The organism is Metapseudomonas resinovorans DSM 21078 (genome assembly GCF_000423545.1).
In the GTDB taxonomy this organism is placed as follows: Bacteria; Pseudomonadota; Gammaproteobacteria; order Pseudomonadales; family Pseudomonadaceae; genus Metapseudomonas; species Metapseudomonas resinovorans.
Map to the genome: position 1 here is coordinate 173,757 of NZ_AUIE01000009.1, position 16,048 is coordinate 189,804.

Sequence of the window (16,048 nt, forward strand, 5' to 3'; positions counted from 1 at the left end):
CTCACCCGAACAGGTAAACCCGCATGCTCAGCCATATCCGCAACAGCCTGGAGGAAGCCAGGACCGCCCTGGACAACTTCATCGCCAACGAGCAAGCGCTGAAAAGCATTGAGCGTGCGGCTGAGCTCCTGGTCGAGAGTTTCGAGAACAAGGGCAAGGCGTTTTCCTGCGGTAACGGCGGCTCCATGTGCGACGCCATGCACTTCGCCGAGGAGCTGACCGGCCGCTACCGCAAGAACCGGCCCGGCATCGCCGCCGTGTCCATCAGCGATGCCAGCCATATCAGCTGCGTCGCCAATGACTTCGGCTACGACTACATCTTCTCCCGCTACGTCGAATCCCACGGCCGTGCGGGCGACGTGCTGATCGCCATCAGCACCAGCGGCAAGAGCCCCAACGTGATCAAGGCAGCCGAAGCGGCCCGCGCCCTGGGCGTGAAGGTCGTGGCCCTGACCGGCAAGCCCGGTTCCGCCCTGGAAGCCCTGGCCGATGTCTGCATCTGTGCTCCCGGCGGCGACTTCGCCGACCGCGTGCAAGAGCTGCATATCAAGGTGCTGCACATCCTGATCGAACTGGTCGAGCGCAAGCTGAGTCCGGAAAACTACGCCTGACGGGCATTCGTCGGCCTTGTAGGGCGGGCTTCAGCCCACCAACGGATGCCCGCGTGGGCTGAAGCCCACCCCACCCCTCGACCCCGTCCCAATCGGGCAAGGGAGGCATTGCGCCTTACTCCGGCACCTCGACGCTCACGTGAATCGCGTCATGCCGCCAAAACTCCAGGTCACAATCGATCAGCCGGCCATGCTGGTCGCGATTGATACGGGTGATTTTCAGCGCCGGACTGCCAGGTGACACCTTCAGCGGTGCGGCCGCCTCCGGGTGCAGGGCGGTGGGCACCATGTCGAATCGCACCCGGCCGTAGCGAATGCCGTACTGGCTGTCGTACAGCTCGGTCAGCGAGCGGGTCAGGTCGAAGTCGATGATGCCGGGGAAGAAAGCCGGGTTCAGGTAATGCTCCACATAGAGCACCAGACGCCCATCGACGCGGCGCACCCGGCGGATCTGATAGACGCTGGACAGCGCCGGCAGCTCCAGCAACTCGCAGATTTCCACGCTGGCCGGAATCAATCGCGCCCCCAGCACCTCGGTGGCAGGCGTGCGCCCCTGCCCGGCCACCATGGCGTGGAAGTGGCTGCGCACCAGCGGGTTGTAGAGCAGCCGGGGCGGCGAGACGAACCAGCCGCGGCGCTCCTCGCGATAGATCAGCCCCTGGGCCTCCAACTGCCCCAACGCTTCACGCAAGGTGATGCGTGTGGTGTCGAACAGCTCGCTCAGCTTGCGCTCGGCCGGCAGCTTGCTGCCCTGGGGCAGCAGGCCGTGGTCGATCTGCTCCTGCAGCGCACTGCAGATGGCGGTCAGGGTGCGGGGCGCCTCATCGCGCATCGAAAAACTCCAATCTGGAATAGACCAGCACCATCGAGGTGCGTCATGGCCGGGTTTGCCGGCCATCCTAGGCAGCCTAGATGACTGTGGGATGACAGCCAGGCACACCTGCATGCGCCATGCCATCGCCAATCGCGACAGCCTCCCGAATCAGTCACTTAGCCATGGTCTACGCTTTCCAGGCGTCTGCCACTGCCGGACCGGGTGGCAACCCTGCAATCAAACCGTCATCCAAGGCTTTTAGATTTGGCCTGGGTCTTGCTGATCTAGACCAACCTCCAAACCTGCTAAGGAGCTTCACATGAAACGCCTGTTGCTGGCTTCACTGATGGGAACGACCATCGCCCTGGGAACCCAGGCGATGGCGAGCGACGCAGATCTGAAGAGTCTCGAACAAGCCGCTCGCAAGGAAGGCGCGGTGAACAGCGTGGGCATGCCCGACAGCTGGGCCAACTGGAAGGACACCTGGGTTGACCTCAACAAGCTGTATGGCCTGAAGCACGTCGATACCGACATGAGCTCGGCCCAGGAAATCGCCAAGTTCGCCGCCGAGAAAGACAACGCCACCGCCGACATCGGCGATGTGGGCGCGGCCTTCGGCCCCATCGCCGTCCAGCAAGGCGTGACCCAGCCCTACAAGCCCAGCACCTGGGCGCAAATTCCGGACTGGGCCAAGGATGCCGACGGCCACTGGATGCTGGCCTATACCGGCTCCATCGCCTTCATCGTCAACAAGCAACTGGTGAAGGAAGCGCCCAAGTCCTGGGCCGACCTGAAGCAGGGCAAGTACAAGATCGCCATCGGTGACGTCAGCGCCGCCGCGCAGGCGGTCAATGGCGTGCTGGCAGCCTCCATCGCCAACGGCGGCAACGAGAAGAACATCCAGCCTGGCCTGGACTTCTTCGCCGAGATCGCCAAACAGGGTCGCCTCTCGCTCTCCAACCCGACCATCCAGACCCTGGAGAAGGGCGAGGTGGAAGTGGGCATCGTCTGGGACTTCAACGGCCTGTCCTACCGCGACCAGATCGACCCCAGCCGCTTCGAAGTGCTGATCCCCTCCGATGGCTCGGTGATCTCCGGCTACACCACCATCATCAACAAGTACGCGAAGAACCCGAACGCCGCGAAGCTGACCCGCGAGTACATCCTCAGCGACGCCGGCCAGATCAACCTGGCCAAGGGCAACGCCCGTCCGATCCGTGCCGAGCACCTGACCCTGCCGGCCGAGGTGAAGGCCAAGCTGCTGCCCAACGAGCAGTACGCCAAGGTCCAGCCGATCAAGGATGCCAAGGCCTGGGAAGAAACCTCGAAAGCCCTGCCGCAGCTGTGGCAAGAGCACGTGATCATCGAAATGGAGTAAGGGTCCGCCCGATCGCCTCCGGGCGATTGGGCGACTTTCGAGGCGAATCGAATGAAGAACAAAGTCATCCTCGTCCTGCTGGATGGCCTGAACTACGAGGTGGCCCGGCATGCGCTGGGCCACCTGCAGGCCTACTGCGGAGCCGGTCGCGCCGCCCTGTACAAGCTCCAGTGCGAGCTGCCGGCACTGTCCCGCCCGCTCTACGAATGCATCCTCACCGGCGTGCCGCCAATCAAGAGCGGAATCGTCCACAACGATGTATCGCGCCTTTCCCGAGAGCGCAGCATCTTCCACTACGCCAGCGCCGCCGGGCTCAAGACCGCCGCGGCTGCCTATCACTGGGTCAGCGAGCTCTATAACCGCTCGCCTTTCGAAGCCGCCCGCGACCGTCATACCGATGCAGCGGAGTTGCCGATCCAGCACGGGCACTTCTATTACGCCGACCACTATCCGGACTCGCACCTGTTTGCCGACGCCGAGAGCCTGCGCCAGCGCCACAACCCGGACTTTCTCCTGGTGCACCCGATGAATGTGGATGACGCGGGCCACAAGCACGGCCTGGATTCGCCCCAGTACCGCAACAGCGCACGGGTCGCCGATATCCTCCTGGCCGAGTACCTGCAACGTTGGCTGGACGCCGGCTACCAGGTGCTGGTGACCGCCGACCACGGCATGAACAACGATCGCTCCCACAACGGCCTGCTGGCCGAAGAGCGCGAGGTCCCGCTGTTCGTCCTGGGCGATGCCTTCAGCCTGGACGCCACGGCGCAGCCGAAGCAGACCGAACTGTGCGGCACCGTTTGCGAGCTGCTGGGCGCATCCCACGACAAGGTTGCCTGCCAGGAGCTGCTGAAGTGAATGCCACCAACCGGGGAAAATGGCTGGCACTGCTCTGCCTGCTGCCCTTTGCCGTATTTTTCATCCTGTTCCAGATTGCGCCACTGGCCTGGGTCGCCATCCACAGCCTGAACACGCCGGAAGGCTGGGGCCTTAGCAACTACGCCAAGATGTTCAGCTCGAAGTTCTACCTGCAGGCCATCAAGCACAGCCTGCAGATCGCCTTCTGGTCGAGCCTGTTCGGCATCGTCATTGCCGTGATCGGCGCCTATTCACTGCGCAAGGTGGATTCGAAGCTGCGCGATTTCGTCATGGCCTTCTCCAACATGACCAGCAACTTCGCCGGCGTACCGCTGGCCTTCGCCTTCATCATCCTGCTTGGCTTCAACGGCGCCCTGACCATCCTGCTCAAGCAGTCCGGCGTGATCGAGGATTTCAACCTCTACTCCAAGACCGGGCTGATCGTGCTCTACACCTACTTCCAGATTCCCCTGGGCGTCTTGCTGCTCTACCCGGCCTTCGACGCCCTGCGCGAAGACTGGCGCGAATCCGCAGCCCTGCTCGGCGCCGGCCCCTGGCAGTTCTGGCGACACATCGGCCTGCCCGTGCTGACGCCCGCCTTGCTGGGCACCTTCGTCATCCTGCTGGCCAATGCACTTGGCGCCTACGCCACCGTCTATGCCCTGACCACCGGGAACTTCAACGTGTTGACCATCCGCATCGCCGCCATGGTCGCTGGCGACATCGCGCTCAACCCCAACCTGGCCAGCGCCCTGGCGATGGTTCTGGTCGGGCTGATGGCACTGATCACGGTGGTGCACCAGTGGCTACTGAAGAGGAGCTACCATGTCGCGCGCTGAATCCCGCAACGGCGGCCTCTACCATCGCGTGGTGGTCTGGTTGCTGTTCCTGATCCTGCTGCTGCCGCTGGCCGGCACCCTGCTCTACTCCGTTTCCACCAGTTGGTCGGCGACCATCCTCCCGGACGGGCTGACCCTCAAGTGGTACTTCGCACTGTGGAGCGACGCCCGTTTCCTCACCGCCTTCGGCCAGTCCCTGCTGGTGTGCTTCGGCGCGCTGGCGCTGTCGGTGGTGCTGATACTGCCGCTGCTGTTCGTGGTGCATTACCACTTCCCGAAGCTCGACGGGCTGATGAACATCCTCATCCTGCTGCCCTTCGCAGTGCCGCCGGTGGTGTCCTCCGTGGGGCTATTGCAGATCTACGGATCCGGACCGCTGGCCATGGTGGGCACGCCCTGGATCCTGATCGGCTGCTTCTTCACCATCGCCCTGCCCTTCATGTACCGCGCCATCACCAACAACCTGCAGGCAATCAACCTGCGTGACCTGATGGACGCCGCCCAACTGCTCGGCGCCAGTACCTGGAAAGCCGCATTCCTGGTGGTGCTGCCGAACCTGCGCAAGGGACTGATGGTGTCGCTGTTCCTGTCGTTCTCCTTCCTCTTCGGCGAGTTCGTCTTCGCCAACCTGCTGGTAGGTACCCGCTACGAAACCCTGCAGGTGTATCTGAACAACATGCGCAACAGCAGCGGCCACTTCAACAGCGCCCTGGTGATCTCCTACTTCTTCTTCGTGCTGCTGTTCACCTGGGCAGCCAACCGTCTGAACAAGGACAAGGCATGAGCTTTCTTTCCATCCGCGGCCTGCACAAGAGCTATGGCCAGACCTCCATCTTCAGTGACATCCACTGCGAGATCGGCAAGGGCGAATTCGTCACCCTGCTCGGCCCTTCGGGCTGCGGCAAGTCCACCCTGCTGCGCTGCATCGCCGGCCTCACCGAAGTCAACGGCGGGCAGATTCTGCTGGACGGCCAGGACCTGGTGCCGGTATCGCCGCAGAAGCGTGGCATCGGCATGGTGTTCCAGAGCTATGCACTGTTCCCCAACATGACCGTGCAGCAGAACGTCGCCTTCGGCCTGCGTATGCAAAAGGTCGAAGGCTCCGACAGCAAGCGCCGGGTGGATGAGGCCCTGGCCATGGTGGAGTTGCAGGATTTTGCCGCGCGTTATCCGCACCAGCTTTCCGGTGGCCAGTGCCAGCGCGTGGCTCTCGCCCGCTCGCTGGTCACCCGGCCGCGCCTGCTGCTGCTGGACGAACCGCTCTCGGCGCTGGACGCGCGCATCCGCAAGCATCTGCGTGAACAGATCCGCTCCATCCAGCAGGAACTGGGACTGACCACCATTTTCGTCACCCATGACCAGGAAGAAGCGCTGACCCTCTCCGACCGCATCTTCCTGATGAATGCTGGGCGTATCGTCCAGAGTGGCGATGCGGAAACCCTCTACACCGCGCCGGTGGACGCCTTCGCCGCCGGCTTCATCGGCAACTACAACCTGCTCGACGCCGACGCGGCCAGCCGCCTGTTGCAGCGCCCGGTGAACGGCCGCATCGCCATACGCCCGGAGGCCATCGCCCTGAGCGCCGAAGGTGGCATCGAGGCCGAAGTGCGCAGCCACAGCCTGCTGGGCAACGTCGTGCGCTATCGGGTCGAAGCCCGCGGCGTTCAGTTGGTAGTGGACGTGCTCAATCGCTCCGCCGAAGATCTGCACCGCAAAGGCCAACGCGTCGGTCTGCGCATAGACGATCACGCAATCCGGGAGGTGGCCTGATGGCCCTGGCAATCTTCGACCTCGACGACACCCTGATAGACGGCGACTGCGCCAGCCTGTGGAGTGCACACATGGCCGAACTGGGTTGGGTCGACGAGGAGTCCTTCATCCGCAAGGACCAGGAACTCATGGCGCTCTACGCCGAAGGCAAGTTGGCGATGGAAGACTACATGGCCTTCAGCCTGTCGCCGTTGGTGGGGCGCACCGCCGAAGAAGTGGACTTCGTGGTCGAGCCCTTCGTCGAGGATGTGGTCGAACCGCTGATCCACTCCGATGCCATGCGCTGCCTGGCGCGGCACCGCGCCGCCGGTGACCGCATCCTGATCATCTCCGCCTCGGCGCACTTCCTGGTCAGCGCCATCGCCGAACGCCTGGGCGTGGAAGAGGTCCTGGCCATCGATCTGGAAGAGCAGCACGGCTGCTACAGCGGCCACACCCGGGGCGTGCTCACCTACCGTGACGGCAAGGTGACCCGCCTGAATGCCTGGATGAAAGAGCAAGGCGAGAGCCTGGAAGGCGCCGCCTTTTACTCCGACTCGCGCAACGACCTGCCCCTGCTCTCGCTGGTGGCCAGACCCCACACGGTCAACCCCGACCCGATCCTGCGCTCCCATGCTGAACAGGTGGGCTGGCCGATTCTCGACTGGCGCTGAGCAGCCCTTCCCTCCTCCTTTCCCTGGAGAAGAGAGAGGAGCCCCCTACCGGTCGCCCCTTGACTTTCAAGTCAAGCCGTTCGGAGAATGCCGCCAACCGCTATATACCTACATACACAGCGATAGCCGTAACTTCGGAACCGGGAGCCTCTCCATGCGCCATCTCCTTGCTCGTGCCCTAACTCTCCAGGTCACCTGCTGTAGCCTTGCAACGGCTTTCGCCGGGGAAGTCCAGGTCGCCGTCGCCGCCAACTTCACGGCCCCGATAAAGGCCATCGCCAAGGATTTCGAGAAGGACACCGGCCACAAGCTGGTCGCTGCCTATGGCGCCACCGGCCAGTTCTATACCCAGATCAAGAACGGCGCGCCCTTCGAGGTCTTCCTCTCAGCCGATGACACCACCCCGGCCAAGCTGGAGAAGGAAGGTGAAAGCGTGCCTGGCTCGCGCTTCACCTACGCCATCGGCACCCTGGTGCTCTGGTCGGCACGGGACGGCTATGTGGACGACAAGGGCGACGTGCTGAAGTCCGGCCAGTACAAGCACCTGTCCATCGCCAACCCAAAGACCGCACCGTACGGCCAGGCGGCCACCCAGGTGCTGGAGAAGCTGGGGCTGACCGAGACCGTGGCGCCCAAGTTGGTGGAAGGCCAGAACATCACCCAGGCGCTGCAGTTCGTTTCCAGTGGCAATGCCGAGCTGGGCTTCGTCGCCCTGTCCCAGGTGTACAAGGACGGCAAGATCACCAGCGGTTCGGCCTGGATCGTTCCCGCCGAAATGCATGAGCCGATCAGGCAGGACGCGTTGATATTGAAGAAAGGTGAAGCCAACCCGGCCGCCAAGGCGCTGGTGGATTACCTGAAGGGGCCGAAGGCCGGGGAAGTGATCAAGTCTTACGGGTATGCGCTGTAACGACGGCGCGGGGTAAAGCTCCCTCACCCCGGCCCCTCTCCCAGAGGGAGAGGGGAGCCTGTCGGCGGCGACTCAGTCGTCGCCCTCTTCCATGGCGGCCTTGAGCGCCTCATAGGCCGGCGCGGTGTAGATACCGATCTCCACGGCCAGTTGCATGACCTTCTCCAGGTCATTCTTGTAGACCAGCACGCACTGCAGTTCGTCATCCAGCGGTTCGCTGAAGTCCACCAGCACGTAGCCGCCCTTCTCCGGGTACAGGCTGCCCATCTGCACCTGGATGCGGTTGAGGGCCTTGAGGGGCTCCACCTTCACCAGTTGCTTGGGTCTGAGCACGAAATTGACGCTGGGGCCGAAGGAGTCCACCACCTGCTGGAACAGCTGGTCGTAGCTATCCGCCTGGAACAATACGGTGTCCGGCAAGCTGCCCACCACGACCCATTCGCCCAATGGGATAGGGAAGCTTTCGTCGTAGTTGATATCGGGATTGGCCGCGAGGAATGCGTCCGGATCGGCGTAGGCCTGTGAGGCTTCGTCGGCGACGCGCTCGATCTCATCCTCGGCCATGCATCCGGAGCTGATGGCCGTAATCAATTCGATAAGTTGCTGTTTCACGAGATGAGCCCTGCCGCATGAGGAACGAAAGCGCGAAGGATACAGGGAAGCCGCGCGGACATAAAAAAAGCGGAGAGCCCTTGCAGGCCTCCGCCACTTCAGCACACCACGCTGAGTAAATCAGGTCGTACGGATCAGGTGATCGAAGGCACCCAGCGACGCCTTGGCGCCCTCGCCCACGGCGATCACGATCTGCTTGTACGGAACGGTGGTGACGTCACCGGCAGCGAACACGCCGGGGATGTTGGTCTGGCCCTTGGCGTCGACGATGATCTCGCCGCGCGGGGTAAGCTCCACCACACCCTTCAGCCATTCGCTGTTGGGCAGCAGGCCGATCTGCACGAAGATGCCTTCCAGCTCCAGCGTACGCAGTTCATCGGTGTTGCGGTCCTTGTAGACCAGACCGTTGACCTTCTGGCCATCGCCTTTCACTTCAGTGGTCAGCGCGCTCTTGATGACGTTGACGTTGGGCAGGCTGGCCAGCTTTTTCTGCAGCACCGCGTCTGCACGCAGCTTGTCGTCGAACTCGATCAGGGTGACATGGGCGACGATGCCGGCCAGGTCGATGGCGGCCTCGACGCCGGAGTTGCCACCGCCGATCACGGCAACGCGCTTGCCCTTGAACAGCGGGCCATCGCAGTGCGGGCAATAGGCTACGCCGCGGCCACGGTATTCCTGCTCGCCGGGTACGTTCATCTCACGCCAGCGGGCGCCGGTGGAAAGGATCACGGTCTTGGCTTTAAGCGATGCACCGCTCTCGAAGCGTACTTCATGCAACTCGCCCTCGACCTTGGCAGGGACCAGTGCGGAGGCGCGCTGCAGGTTCATGATGTCGACGTCGTATTGCTTGACGTGCTCTTCCAGGGCGCGGGCCAGTTTCGGGCCTTCGGTCTCCTGCACGGAGATGAAGTTCTCGATGGCCATGGTATCCAGCACCTGGCCACCGAAGCGCTCGGCAGCGACGCCAGTGCGAATGCCTTTGCGTGCGGCATAGATAGCTGCGGATGCGCCAGCCGGACCACCGCCGATGACCAGCACGTCGAAGGCGGCCTTGGCATTGAGCTTCTCGGCATCGCGGGCAGCGGCGCCGGTGTCGATCTTGGCGAGGATTTCTTCCACGCCCATGCGGCCCTGGCCGAACAGCTCGCCGTTCAGGTAGATGCTCGGCACGGACATGATCTGGCGCTGCTCGACTTCGTCCTGGAACAGCGCGCCGTCGATGGCGACGTGGCGAATGTTCGGGTTGAGCACGGCCATCAGGTTCAGCGCCTGCACCACGTCGGGGCAGTTCTGGCAGGACAGCGAGAAATAGGTTTCGAAGCTGAACTCGCCTTCGATCGACTTGATCTGCTCGATCACATCAGCGGCAAGCTTGGATGGGTGACCACCCACTTGCAGCAAGGCCAGCACCAGCGAAGTGAACTCGTGGCCCATGGGGATACCGGCAAAACGCAGGGCGATGTCGGCACCGGGGCGATTCAGGGAGAACGACGGGCGACGGGCGTCGCTGCCATCGGTCTTCAGGGTGATCTTGTCGGTCAGGCCGACGATGTCTTGCAGCAGCCCGAGCAATTCGCGGGATTTGTCGCTGTCATCGAGGGACGCGACGATCTCGAACGGCTGGGTGACCTTTTCGAGGTAGGCCTTCAACTGGGTTTTAAGATTGGCGTCCAACATGTGCGATTTCCTTTATTTCGGGCATGAGTCACCCCTCGACGGCCGTCGCCGGCCGCCCGAAACGGGATGAGGGGTGTGATACGAGCGGATTGCCGAAAGGCCCTCCGCACGCCTTTACAGGGAGTAAAACGGAGTGGGAAGCGTCGAGAGCAAGCGCAACAGCTTCCCGACCGTTTTTAGATCTTGCCTACCAGATCCAGAGACGGGGCCAGAGTGGCTTCGCCTTCCTTCCACTTGGCCGGGCAGACTTCGCCCGGATGGGCAGCCACGTACTGGGCAGCCTTGACCTTGCGCAGCAGTTCCTGGGCGTCACGGCCGATGCCGCCGGCGTTGACTTCGACGATCTGAATCTTGCCTTCCGGATCGATCACGAAGGTGCCACGGTCAGCCAGACCGGCTTCTTCGATCAGAACTTCGAAGTTCTTCGACAGAACCCAGGTCGGGTCGCCAATCAGCGGGTACTGGATCTTGCCGATGGTGTCGGAGGTGTCGTGCCAGGCCTTGTGGGTGAAGTGGGTGTCAGTGGACACACCGTAGATTTCCACGCCCAGTTTCTGGAACTCGGCGTAGTTGTCGGCCAGGTCGCCCAGTTCGGTCGGGCAAACGAAGGTGAAGTCAGCCGGGTAGAAGAAGAATACGGACCACTTGCCCTTCAGGCTGGCTTCGGTCAGTTCGACGAACTTGCCCTGATGGTAGGCGGTGGCTTTGAAGGGTTTGACTTCGGTATTGATCAGAGACATCGCAACGTCCTCGTTGGGTTAGGAAATTTACCCGACGAAGAGTATTGGGTTATTCCAAAAAGATCATATTGATTGACCCCATCAGAACGATTGATTACTTCAATCCAACTCCCCGACACCCCGCCACGCGTGGCCTGGAGCGCCGGAGAGTCCCGCATCAGACGAGGCTTTCGTCGAGCAGGAGCACCAGCTTTCCTTCCACCTGGTTGCTGGCCAGCGCCTCGAAGGCAGCCTCGGCGTCTTTGGCCGAATAGGCTTTTTCCAGGCGTGGTTGCAGGCGGCCTTCCTCGAACAGCGGCCAGACCTGCTGGCGCAACTCGCTGATGAGGTCAGCCTTGAACTGCTCGTCGCGGCTGCGCAGGGTAGAGCCGATCAACTGCACCCGCTTGCCCAGCAGCAGGGCCATGTCCAGCTCGGCCTTGCGCCCGCCCATCAGGCCAATGTTCACCCAGCGCCCGTCGGTGGCGGCCAGGGCCAGGTTGAGACTGGCGTAGTTGCCGCCTACCGGGTCGAGAATCACGTCGAAGGGGCCGAAATCACGCAGGCTTTCCAGACTCTCGCCGCGCAGCGCGCCGCCTTGGGCACCGAGGGATTCGCAATAGGCCAGGCGCTCCGCCGAGCCCACACTGACCCAGCAGGGATTGCCGAAGGCCTTGCACAGCTGGATGGCTGCCGAGCCGACACCACTGGCCCCGGCGTGCAGCAGCACTTTCTCGCCAGGCTTGATGCCGGCCAGTTGGAACAGGTTGAGCCAGGCCGTGGCGTAAACCTCCGGCAACGCGGCAGCCTCAGCCAGGGACAAGCCTTCCGGCACGGGCAGCACATGGCGGGCATCCACCACCACTTCCTCGGCCATGCCGCCGCCGGCAAGCAGACAGCAGACACGGTCACCCACCCGCCAGGCACCACTGCCGGACCCCACCTCGGCAATCACTCCGGAGGCTTCCAGGCCAAGAATGTCGCTGGCTCCCGGCGGCGGCGGATAAAGCCCGGCGCGCTGCAACAGGTCGGCCCGGTTCAGGCCGGCAGCCGCCACGCGAATCCGCACTTGCCCCACGTCACAGGCCGGACTGGCCCGCTCCCCCCACTCCACGCGCCCTTCGACGCCTTGCAATGCCTTCACGGTGCCTCCATAGTGAGCTTGGACCTGGCCCGGCGAGTAGCCGGGCCTTCGCATTGCGCCAATGGAACCCGGCGCCCTCAAATACGGCCTAATATGCGTTATCACCTGTCCCGACGTCGAATCAGCATGAAGCGCTCCCTGATCAGTTCTGCACTTGCCTTGGCCCTCAGCGTCAGCATCCTGCCGCTGCATGCCGCCCCCACAGCCCCGAACAGTTGGGATGCCATTCAGCCCGACCGCGAACAGGTGATCGCCAGCCTCAACGTAGTGGAGCTGCTCAAGCGCCACCACTACAACAAGCCGCCGCTCAACGATGAGCGCTCGGTGAAGATCTACGAGGGCTACCTCAAGCTCCTCGACCCGGCGCGAATGTACTTCACCGCCGCCGATATCGCGGAATTCGACAAGTGGCGCACGCGCTTCGACGACCTGCTGAAAAGCGGTGACTTGGAGCCCGGCTTCGTCATCTACAAGCGCCACCTTGACCGCCTGAAGGAACGCCTGGACTTCGCCCTTGCGATGCTCGACAAGGGCGTCGACAAGATCGATTTCACCGTCGACGAAAACCTGGAAACCGACCGCGAGAAAGCCCCCTGGGCCAAGGACCGCGCGGCCCTTGATGACCTCTGGCGCAAGCGCGTGAAAGATGAAGTACTGCGCCTGAAGATCGCCAAGAAGGACCCCAAGGCCATCCAGGAGCTGCTGATCAAACGCTACAAGAATCAGCTTTCCCGCCTCGACCAGACTCGTGGCGAGGACGTATTCCAGGCCTACATCAACGCCTTCGCCCAGACTTACGACCCGCACACCCAGTACCTCTCCCCGGATAACGCGGAAAACTTCGACATCAACATGAGCCTGTCCCTCGAGGGCATCGGCGCCGTGTTGCAGAGCGACAACGAGTACGTGAAGGTGGTGCGCCTCGTACCGGCGGGGCCTGCCGAGAAGAGCAAGCAGGTCGCACCGGCGGACAAGATTGTTGGCGTTGCCCAGGGCAACGGCGAAATGGTCGATGTGATCGGCTGGCGCCTGGACGAGGTGGTCAAGCTGATCCGCGGCCCGAAAGGCTCCGTGGTGCGCCTGGAAGTGATTCCGGCCAGCAACGCCCCGAACGACCAGACCAGCAAGGTAGTCGCCATCACCCGCGAAGCCGTGAAGCTGGAAGAACAGGCCGCGAAGAAATCCGTCATCAACCTCGAGCATGAAGGCAGCAAGTTCAAGCTCGGCGTGATCGAGGTACCGGCCTTCTACCTGGACTTCAAGGCCTTCCGCGCTGGTGATCCCGAGTACAAGAGCACCACCCGTGACGTGAAGAAACTCCTCGGCGAGCTGCAGAAGGAGAAAGTCGACGGCGTGGTCATCGACCTGCGCAACAACGGCGGCGGCTCCCTGCAGGAAGCCACCGAGCTGACCGGCCTGTTCATCGACCAGGGGCCGACCGTACTGGTTCGCAACAGCGACGGCCGCGTCGATGTGCTGGCCGACGAGAATACCGGCACTTACTACACCGGCCCGATGGCCGTGCTGGTCAACCGCCTGTCCGCGTCGGCCTCGGAGATCTTCGCCGGCGCCATGCAGGACTACCACCGCGCGCTGATCATCGGTGGCCAGACCTTCGGCAAGGGCACCGTGCAGACCATCCAGCCGTTGAACCATGGCGAGCTCAAGCTGACCCTGGCCAAGTTCTACCGCGTGTCCGGCCAGAGCACCCAGCACCAGGGCGTGCTGCCGGACATCGAGTACCCCTCGGTGGTAGACACCAAGCAGATCGGTGAAAGCGCCCTGCCCGAAGCCATGCCCTGGGACAGCATCCGCCCGGCCATCAAGCCCGAGCTGGACCCCTTCAAGCCGTTCCTGGCCGAGCTGAAGGCCCGCCACGATTCGCGCACAGCGCAGAATCCGGACTTCGTCTACAGCCGAGAGCGCCTGGCTCTGGCACAGAAGCTGATGAAGGACACCGTGGTCAGCCTCAACGAGACCAAGCGCCGCGCCGAACAGACTGACATCGAGGCCAAGCAGTTGGCGATGGAGAACACCCGTCGCAAGGCCAAGGGCGAAGAACTTCTGAAGGAGCTCAAGCCGGAAGACGAAGACGCCGTGCCGGTAGAAGAGGAAAAGACCAAACCGGAAGATGACGCCTACCTGACTGAAACCGGACAGATCCTGTTGGATTACCTGGGCCTGAACGCATCCGTGGCGAAACATTGAAATGATGTCATAACGCTGTCATATATCTGTCGTGAAATTCGGGGGCCGCAATCGCGGCCCCTTTCTTTTTCACGAGTAACAGCATGACCGTCACCGAGCAGTTGAGCGCGCTGGGCCTGATCCTCGCTCACGGCGACTTGCACAGCCTGTTCCAGCCAATCCTGTCGCTGTCTGAACGGCGCATCATCGGCTACGAAGCCCTGACCCGCGGCCCATCCAACAGCCCGCTGCACTCGCCAATGACCCTGTTCGCGGTGGCGCGCCACGCAGGGCGTCTGAGCGACCTGGAAATGGCATGTCGCAAGAGCGCCTGCCGCCGCTTCAAGGAGCTCAAGCTCGACGGCCTGCTGTTCCTCAACGTTTCCCCGGAGTCGTTGCTGGACCCGGCACACCAGCCGGGGCGTACCCTGCAAATGCTGCAAGCCTTCGGCATCCCCCCCAGTCAGGTGGTCATCGAACTCACCGAGCAGACGCCGACCGAAGACTTCAACCTGCTCGATACCGCCCTGCACCACTACCGCGCCATGGGCTTCTCCATCGCCCTGGACGACCTGGGCGCGGGCTATTCCAGCCTGCGCCTGTGGTCCGAGCTGCGTCCGGATTACGTGAAGATCGACCGCCATTTCATCGACGGCATCCACCAGGATGCGGTGAAGCGCGAGTTCGTCGAATCCATCCTGAAAATGGCCAAGGCTTCCCGCGCCCAGGTCATAGCCGAAGGCATCGAACTGGCGGAAGAGCTGGCGGTGCTCGCGGAAATGGGTATCGACCTGGTCCAGGGCTATCTTCTCGGACGCCCCCAGGAACATCCCTCTCGTGATGCGCGCGTCCTGCTGCCACCGCTGGAATCGACCGGCAACATGAACGAGGAGAGCAGCGACCTTTCCGCCCTGCTCAACGAGCAACCGGCTGTGCACGAGGAGACCCCCATCCACGAGGTGCTCGAAGCCTTTCGTGCCCAGGCCAATCTCAACTCGCTCGCGGTGCTCGACGCCCATCAGCGACCGGTCGGAATCGTCCATCGCCACCTGCTTTCGGAAGCCTTGCTCCGCCCCTTCGCCACCGACCTGTTCACCCGCAAATCCGTGAACCGGCTGATGAGCACGGATTTCCTCGCAGTGGAAATGGGGCAATCCCTGCAACAGGTCAGTCGCCTGATCACCAGCCGTGCCAGACAGCGTATCGAAGAAGACTTCATCCTCATCCTCGACGGCCGCTATCGGGGGCTGGGACGAGTTATCGATGTGCTCAAACTGATCACTGAGCTGAAGATCCAGCAGGCCCGACATGCCAACCCGCTGACCTTGCTGCCGGGTAACGTACCCATCCAGCAGTGCCTGACGCGGTTGCTGCAGCAACGCCGCCAAGCGGTGATCTGCTACGTGGACATCGACAGTTTCAAACCCTTCAACGACCTCTACGGTTACGCCAAGGGTGACGAAGTGCTGCTTTGCCTGGCCCAGTGCCTGAGCGAACGGGTGGACCCGGCGCGGGATTTCGTCGGCCATATAGGCGGCGATGACTTCTTGCTGGTACTGGGGTCGGACGACTGGCGCGTCCGACTCAGTTACTTGCTGGAAGACTTCCAGGGCCAGTGCCGACGTTTCTACCGCAACGACCACTTGCAGGCGGGGTGCTTCGTCGCCCACAACCGCCAAGGCCAGCGCGAAGAATTTCCCCTGCTGTCGCTATCCATCGGTGTGGTGCCCCTCAAACCCGAGGATTGCAACCAACTGGACGCCTCGCAGCTGGCGGGGCTCGCGTCGGAAGCCAAACGCCACGCCAAGGCCATGCCCGGCTACAGCCTGCACATCATCGAAGCGGTTTGAAGGGTCCAGGGATGCTGCCGGTGTGG

Annotated in this window: 15 protein-coding genes; 10 read left to right on the forward strand and 5 right to left on the reverse strand. The window is 62.8% G+C overall.

The genetic code is table 11. From position 1 onward, the window contains the following. The first annotated feature begins 23 nt into the window (after nucleotides 1-23). Nucleotides 24-611, forward strand: coding sequence for a D-sedoheptulose 7-phosphate isomerase (gene lpcA, locus G559_RS0110670; protein ID WP_028628210.1), 588 nt, complete (start codon nucleotides 24-26; stop codon nucleotides 609-611). A gap of 115 nt (nucleotides 612-726) precedes the next feature. Here lpcA and G559_RS0110675 read toward each other — a convergent pair whose 3' ends face one another. After that, nucleotides 727-1,443 carry a UTRA domain-containing protein gene (locus tag G559_RS0110675; protein WP_028628211.1) on the reverse strand — a complete coding sequence of 239 codons (717 nt, stop codon included), beginning with the start codon at nucleotides 1,441-1,443 and terminating at the stop codon, nucleotides 727-729. A gap of 301 nt (nucleotides 1,444-1,744) precedes the next feature. Between G559_RS0110675 and G559_RS0110680 the strand changes: the two genes are divergently transcribed. The 7 genes from G559_RS0110680 to modA all read left to right on the forward strand — a co-directional run bounded on the left by G559_RS0110680 (nucleotide 1,745) and on the right by modA (nucleotide 7,833). Next, the gene (locus tag G559_RS0110680) at nucleotides 1,745-2,803 is read left to right on the forward strand and encodes an ABC transporter substrate-binding protein (protein ID WP_028628212.1); all 1,059 of its coding nucleotides are present in this window, start codon (nucleotides 1,745-1,747) and stop codon (nucleotides 2,801-2,803) included. A 51-nt stretch (nucleotides 2,804-2,854) separates the two neighbouring features. Continuing rightward, complete coding sequence (locus tag G559_RS0110685; RefSeq protein WP_028628213.1) at nucleotides 2,855-3,661, forward strand: alkaline phosphatase family protein; 807 nt, start codon at nucleotides 2,855-2,857, stop codon at nucleotides 3,659-3,661. After that, complete coding sequence (locus G559_RS0110690; RefSeq protein WP_028628214.1) at nucleotides 3,658-4,500, forward strand: ABC transporter permease; 843 nt, start codon at nucleotides 3,658-3,660, stop codon at nucleotides 4,498-4,500. Before G559_RS0110685 ends, G559_RS0110690 begins: the two co-directional genes overlap by 4 nt. Then, nucleotides 4,487-5,284, forward strand: a complete 798-nt coding sequence (locus G559_RS0110695) for an ABC transporter permease (RefSeq protein ID WP_028628215.1) — start codon at nucleotides 4,487-4,489, stop codon at nucleotides 5,282-5,284. The genes G559_RS0110690 and G559_RS0110695 overlap by 14 nt, the downstream gene beginning before the upstream one ends. After that, complete coding sequence (locus tag G559_RS0110700; protein ID WP_028628216.1) at nucleotides 5,281-6,270, forward strand: ABC transporter ATP-binding protein; 990 nt, start codon at nucleotides 5,281-5,283, stop codon at nucleotides 6,268-6,270. The genes G559_RS0110695 and G559_RS0110700 overlap by 4 nt, the downstream gene beginning before the upstream one ends. Next, a complete protein-coding gene (locus G559_RS0110705; RefSeq protein WP_028628217.1) occupies nucleotides 6,270-6,923 on the forward strand; it encodes an HAD family hydrolase in 654 nt (217 codons plus the stop codon). Before G559_RS0110700 ends, G559_RS0110705 begins: the two co-directional genes overlap by 1 nt. Nucleotides 6,924-7,077: 154 nt before the next feature. Then, nucleotides 7,078-7,833: a molybdate ABC transporter substrate-binding protein gene (modA, locus tag G559_RS0110710; RefSeq protein WP_028628218.1), complete on the forward strand. Its 756-nt coding sequence runs from the start codon at nucleotides 7,078-7,080 to the stop codon at nucleotides 7,831-7,833. A gap of 72 nt (nucleotides 7,834-7,905) precedes the next feature. On the opposite strand, the gene G559_RS0110715 is transcribed toward modA, so the two are convergent. The 4 genes from G559_RS0110715 to G559_RS0110730 form a co-directional block, all read right to left on the reverse strand. Continuing rightward, nucleotides 7,906-8,445: a hypothetical protein gene (locus G559_RS0110715; protein ID WP_028628219.1), complete on the reverse strand. Its 540-nt coding sequence runs from the start codon at nucleotides 8,443-8,445 to the stop codon at nucleotides 7,906-7,908. Nucleotides 8,446-8,565: 120 nt separating this feature from the next. Continuing rightward, entirely contained in the window at nucleotides 8,566-10,122 is a 1,557-nt protein-coding gene (gene ahpF / locus G559_RS0110720) for an alkyl hydroperoxide reductase subunit F (RefSeq protein WP_028628220.1), read from the reverse strand. A 176-nt stretch (nucleotides 10,123-10,298) separates the two neighbouring features. Next, the gene (ahpC, locus tag G559_RS0110725) at nucleotides 10,299-10,862 is read right to left on the reverse strand and encodes an alkyl hydroperoxide reductase subunit C (protein WP_028628221.1); all 564 of its coding nucleotides are present in this window, start codon (nucleotides 10,860-10,862) and stop codon (nucleotides 10,299-10,301) included. Between the two features lie 157 nt (nucleotides 10,863-11,019). Then, the gene (locus G559_RS0110730) at nucleotides 11,020-11,985 is read right to left on the reverse strand and encodes an NAD(P)H-quinone oxidoreductase (RefSeq protein ID WP_028628222.1); all 966 of its coding nucleotides are present in this window, start codon (nucleotides 11,983-11,985) and stop codon (nucleotides 11,020-11,022) included. 126 nt (nucleotides 11,986-12,111) lie between these two features. Here G559_RS0110730 and G559_RS0110735 point away from each other — a divergent pair, with 126 nt between their 5' ends. Next, nucleotides 12,112-14,193 (forward strand): carboxy terminal-processing peptidase, encoded by a 2,082-nt coding sequence (locus tag G559_RS0110735; protein WP_028628223.1) that lies wholly within the window; start codon nucleotides 12,112-12,114, stop codon nucleotides 14,191-14,193. Nucleotides 14,194-14,276: 83 nt separating this feature from the next. Further along, complete coding sequence (locus G559_RS0110740) at nucleotides 14,277-16,022, forward strand: bifunctional diguanylate cyclase/phosphodiesterase (RefSeq protein ID WP_028628224.1); 1,746 nt, start codon at nucleotides 14,277-14,279, stop codon at nucleotides 16,020-16,022. Nucleotides 16,023-16,048: the final 26 nt, after the last annotated feature.

Bases quoted from the DNA above. Each gene is read 5' to 3' on its own strand.
- lpcA (WP_028628210.1), top strand. From the start codon at position 24: ATGCTCAGCCATATCCGCAACAGCCTGGAGGAAGCCAGGACCGCCCTG.
- G559_RS0110675 (WP_028628211.1), bottom strand. From the start codon at position 1,443: ATGCGCGATGAGGCGCCCCGCACCCTGACCGCCATCTGCAGTGCGCTG.
- G559_RS0110680 (WP_028628212.1), top strand. From the start codon at position 1,745: ATGAAACGCCTGTTGCTGGCTTCACTGATGGGAACGACCATCGCCCTG.
- G559_RS0110685 (WP_028628213.1), top strand. From the start codon at position 2,855: ATGAAGAACAAAGTCATCCTCGTCCTGCTGGATGGCCTGAACTACGAG.
- G559_RS0110695 (WP_028628215.1), top strand. From the start codon at position 4,487: ATGTCGCGCGCTGAATCCCGCAACGGCGGCCTCTACCATCGCGTGGTG.
- G559_RS0110700 (WP_028628216.1), top strand. From the start codon at position 5,281: ATGAGCTTTCTTTCCATCCGCGGCCTGCACAAGAGCTATGGCCAGACC.
- G559_RS0110705 (WP_028628217.1), top strand. From the start codon at position 6,270: ATGGCCCTGGCAATCTTCGACCTCGACGACACCCTGATAGACGGCGAC.
- modA (WP_028628218.1), top strand. From the start codon at position 7,078: ATGCGCCATCTCCTTGCTCGTGCCCTAACTCTCCAGGTCACCTGCTGT.
- ahpF (WP_028628220.1), bottom strand. From the start codon at position 10,122: ATGTTGGACGCCAATCTTAAAACCCAGTTGAAGGCCTACCTCGAAAAG.
- ahpC (WP_028628221.1), bottom strand. From the start codon at position 10,862: ATGTCTCTGATCAATACCGAAGTCAAACCCTTCAAAGCCACCGCCTAC.
- G559_RS0110735 (WP_028628223.1), top strand. From the start codon at position 12,112: ATGAAGCGCTCCCTGATCAGTTCTGCACTTGCCTTGGCCCTCAGCGTC.
- G559_RS0110740 (WP_028628224.1), top strand. From the start codon at position 14,277: ATGACCGTCACCGAGCAGTTGAGCGCGCTGGGCCTGATCCTCGCTCAC.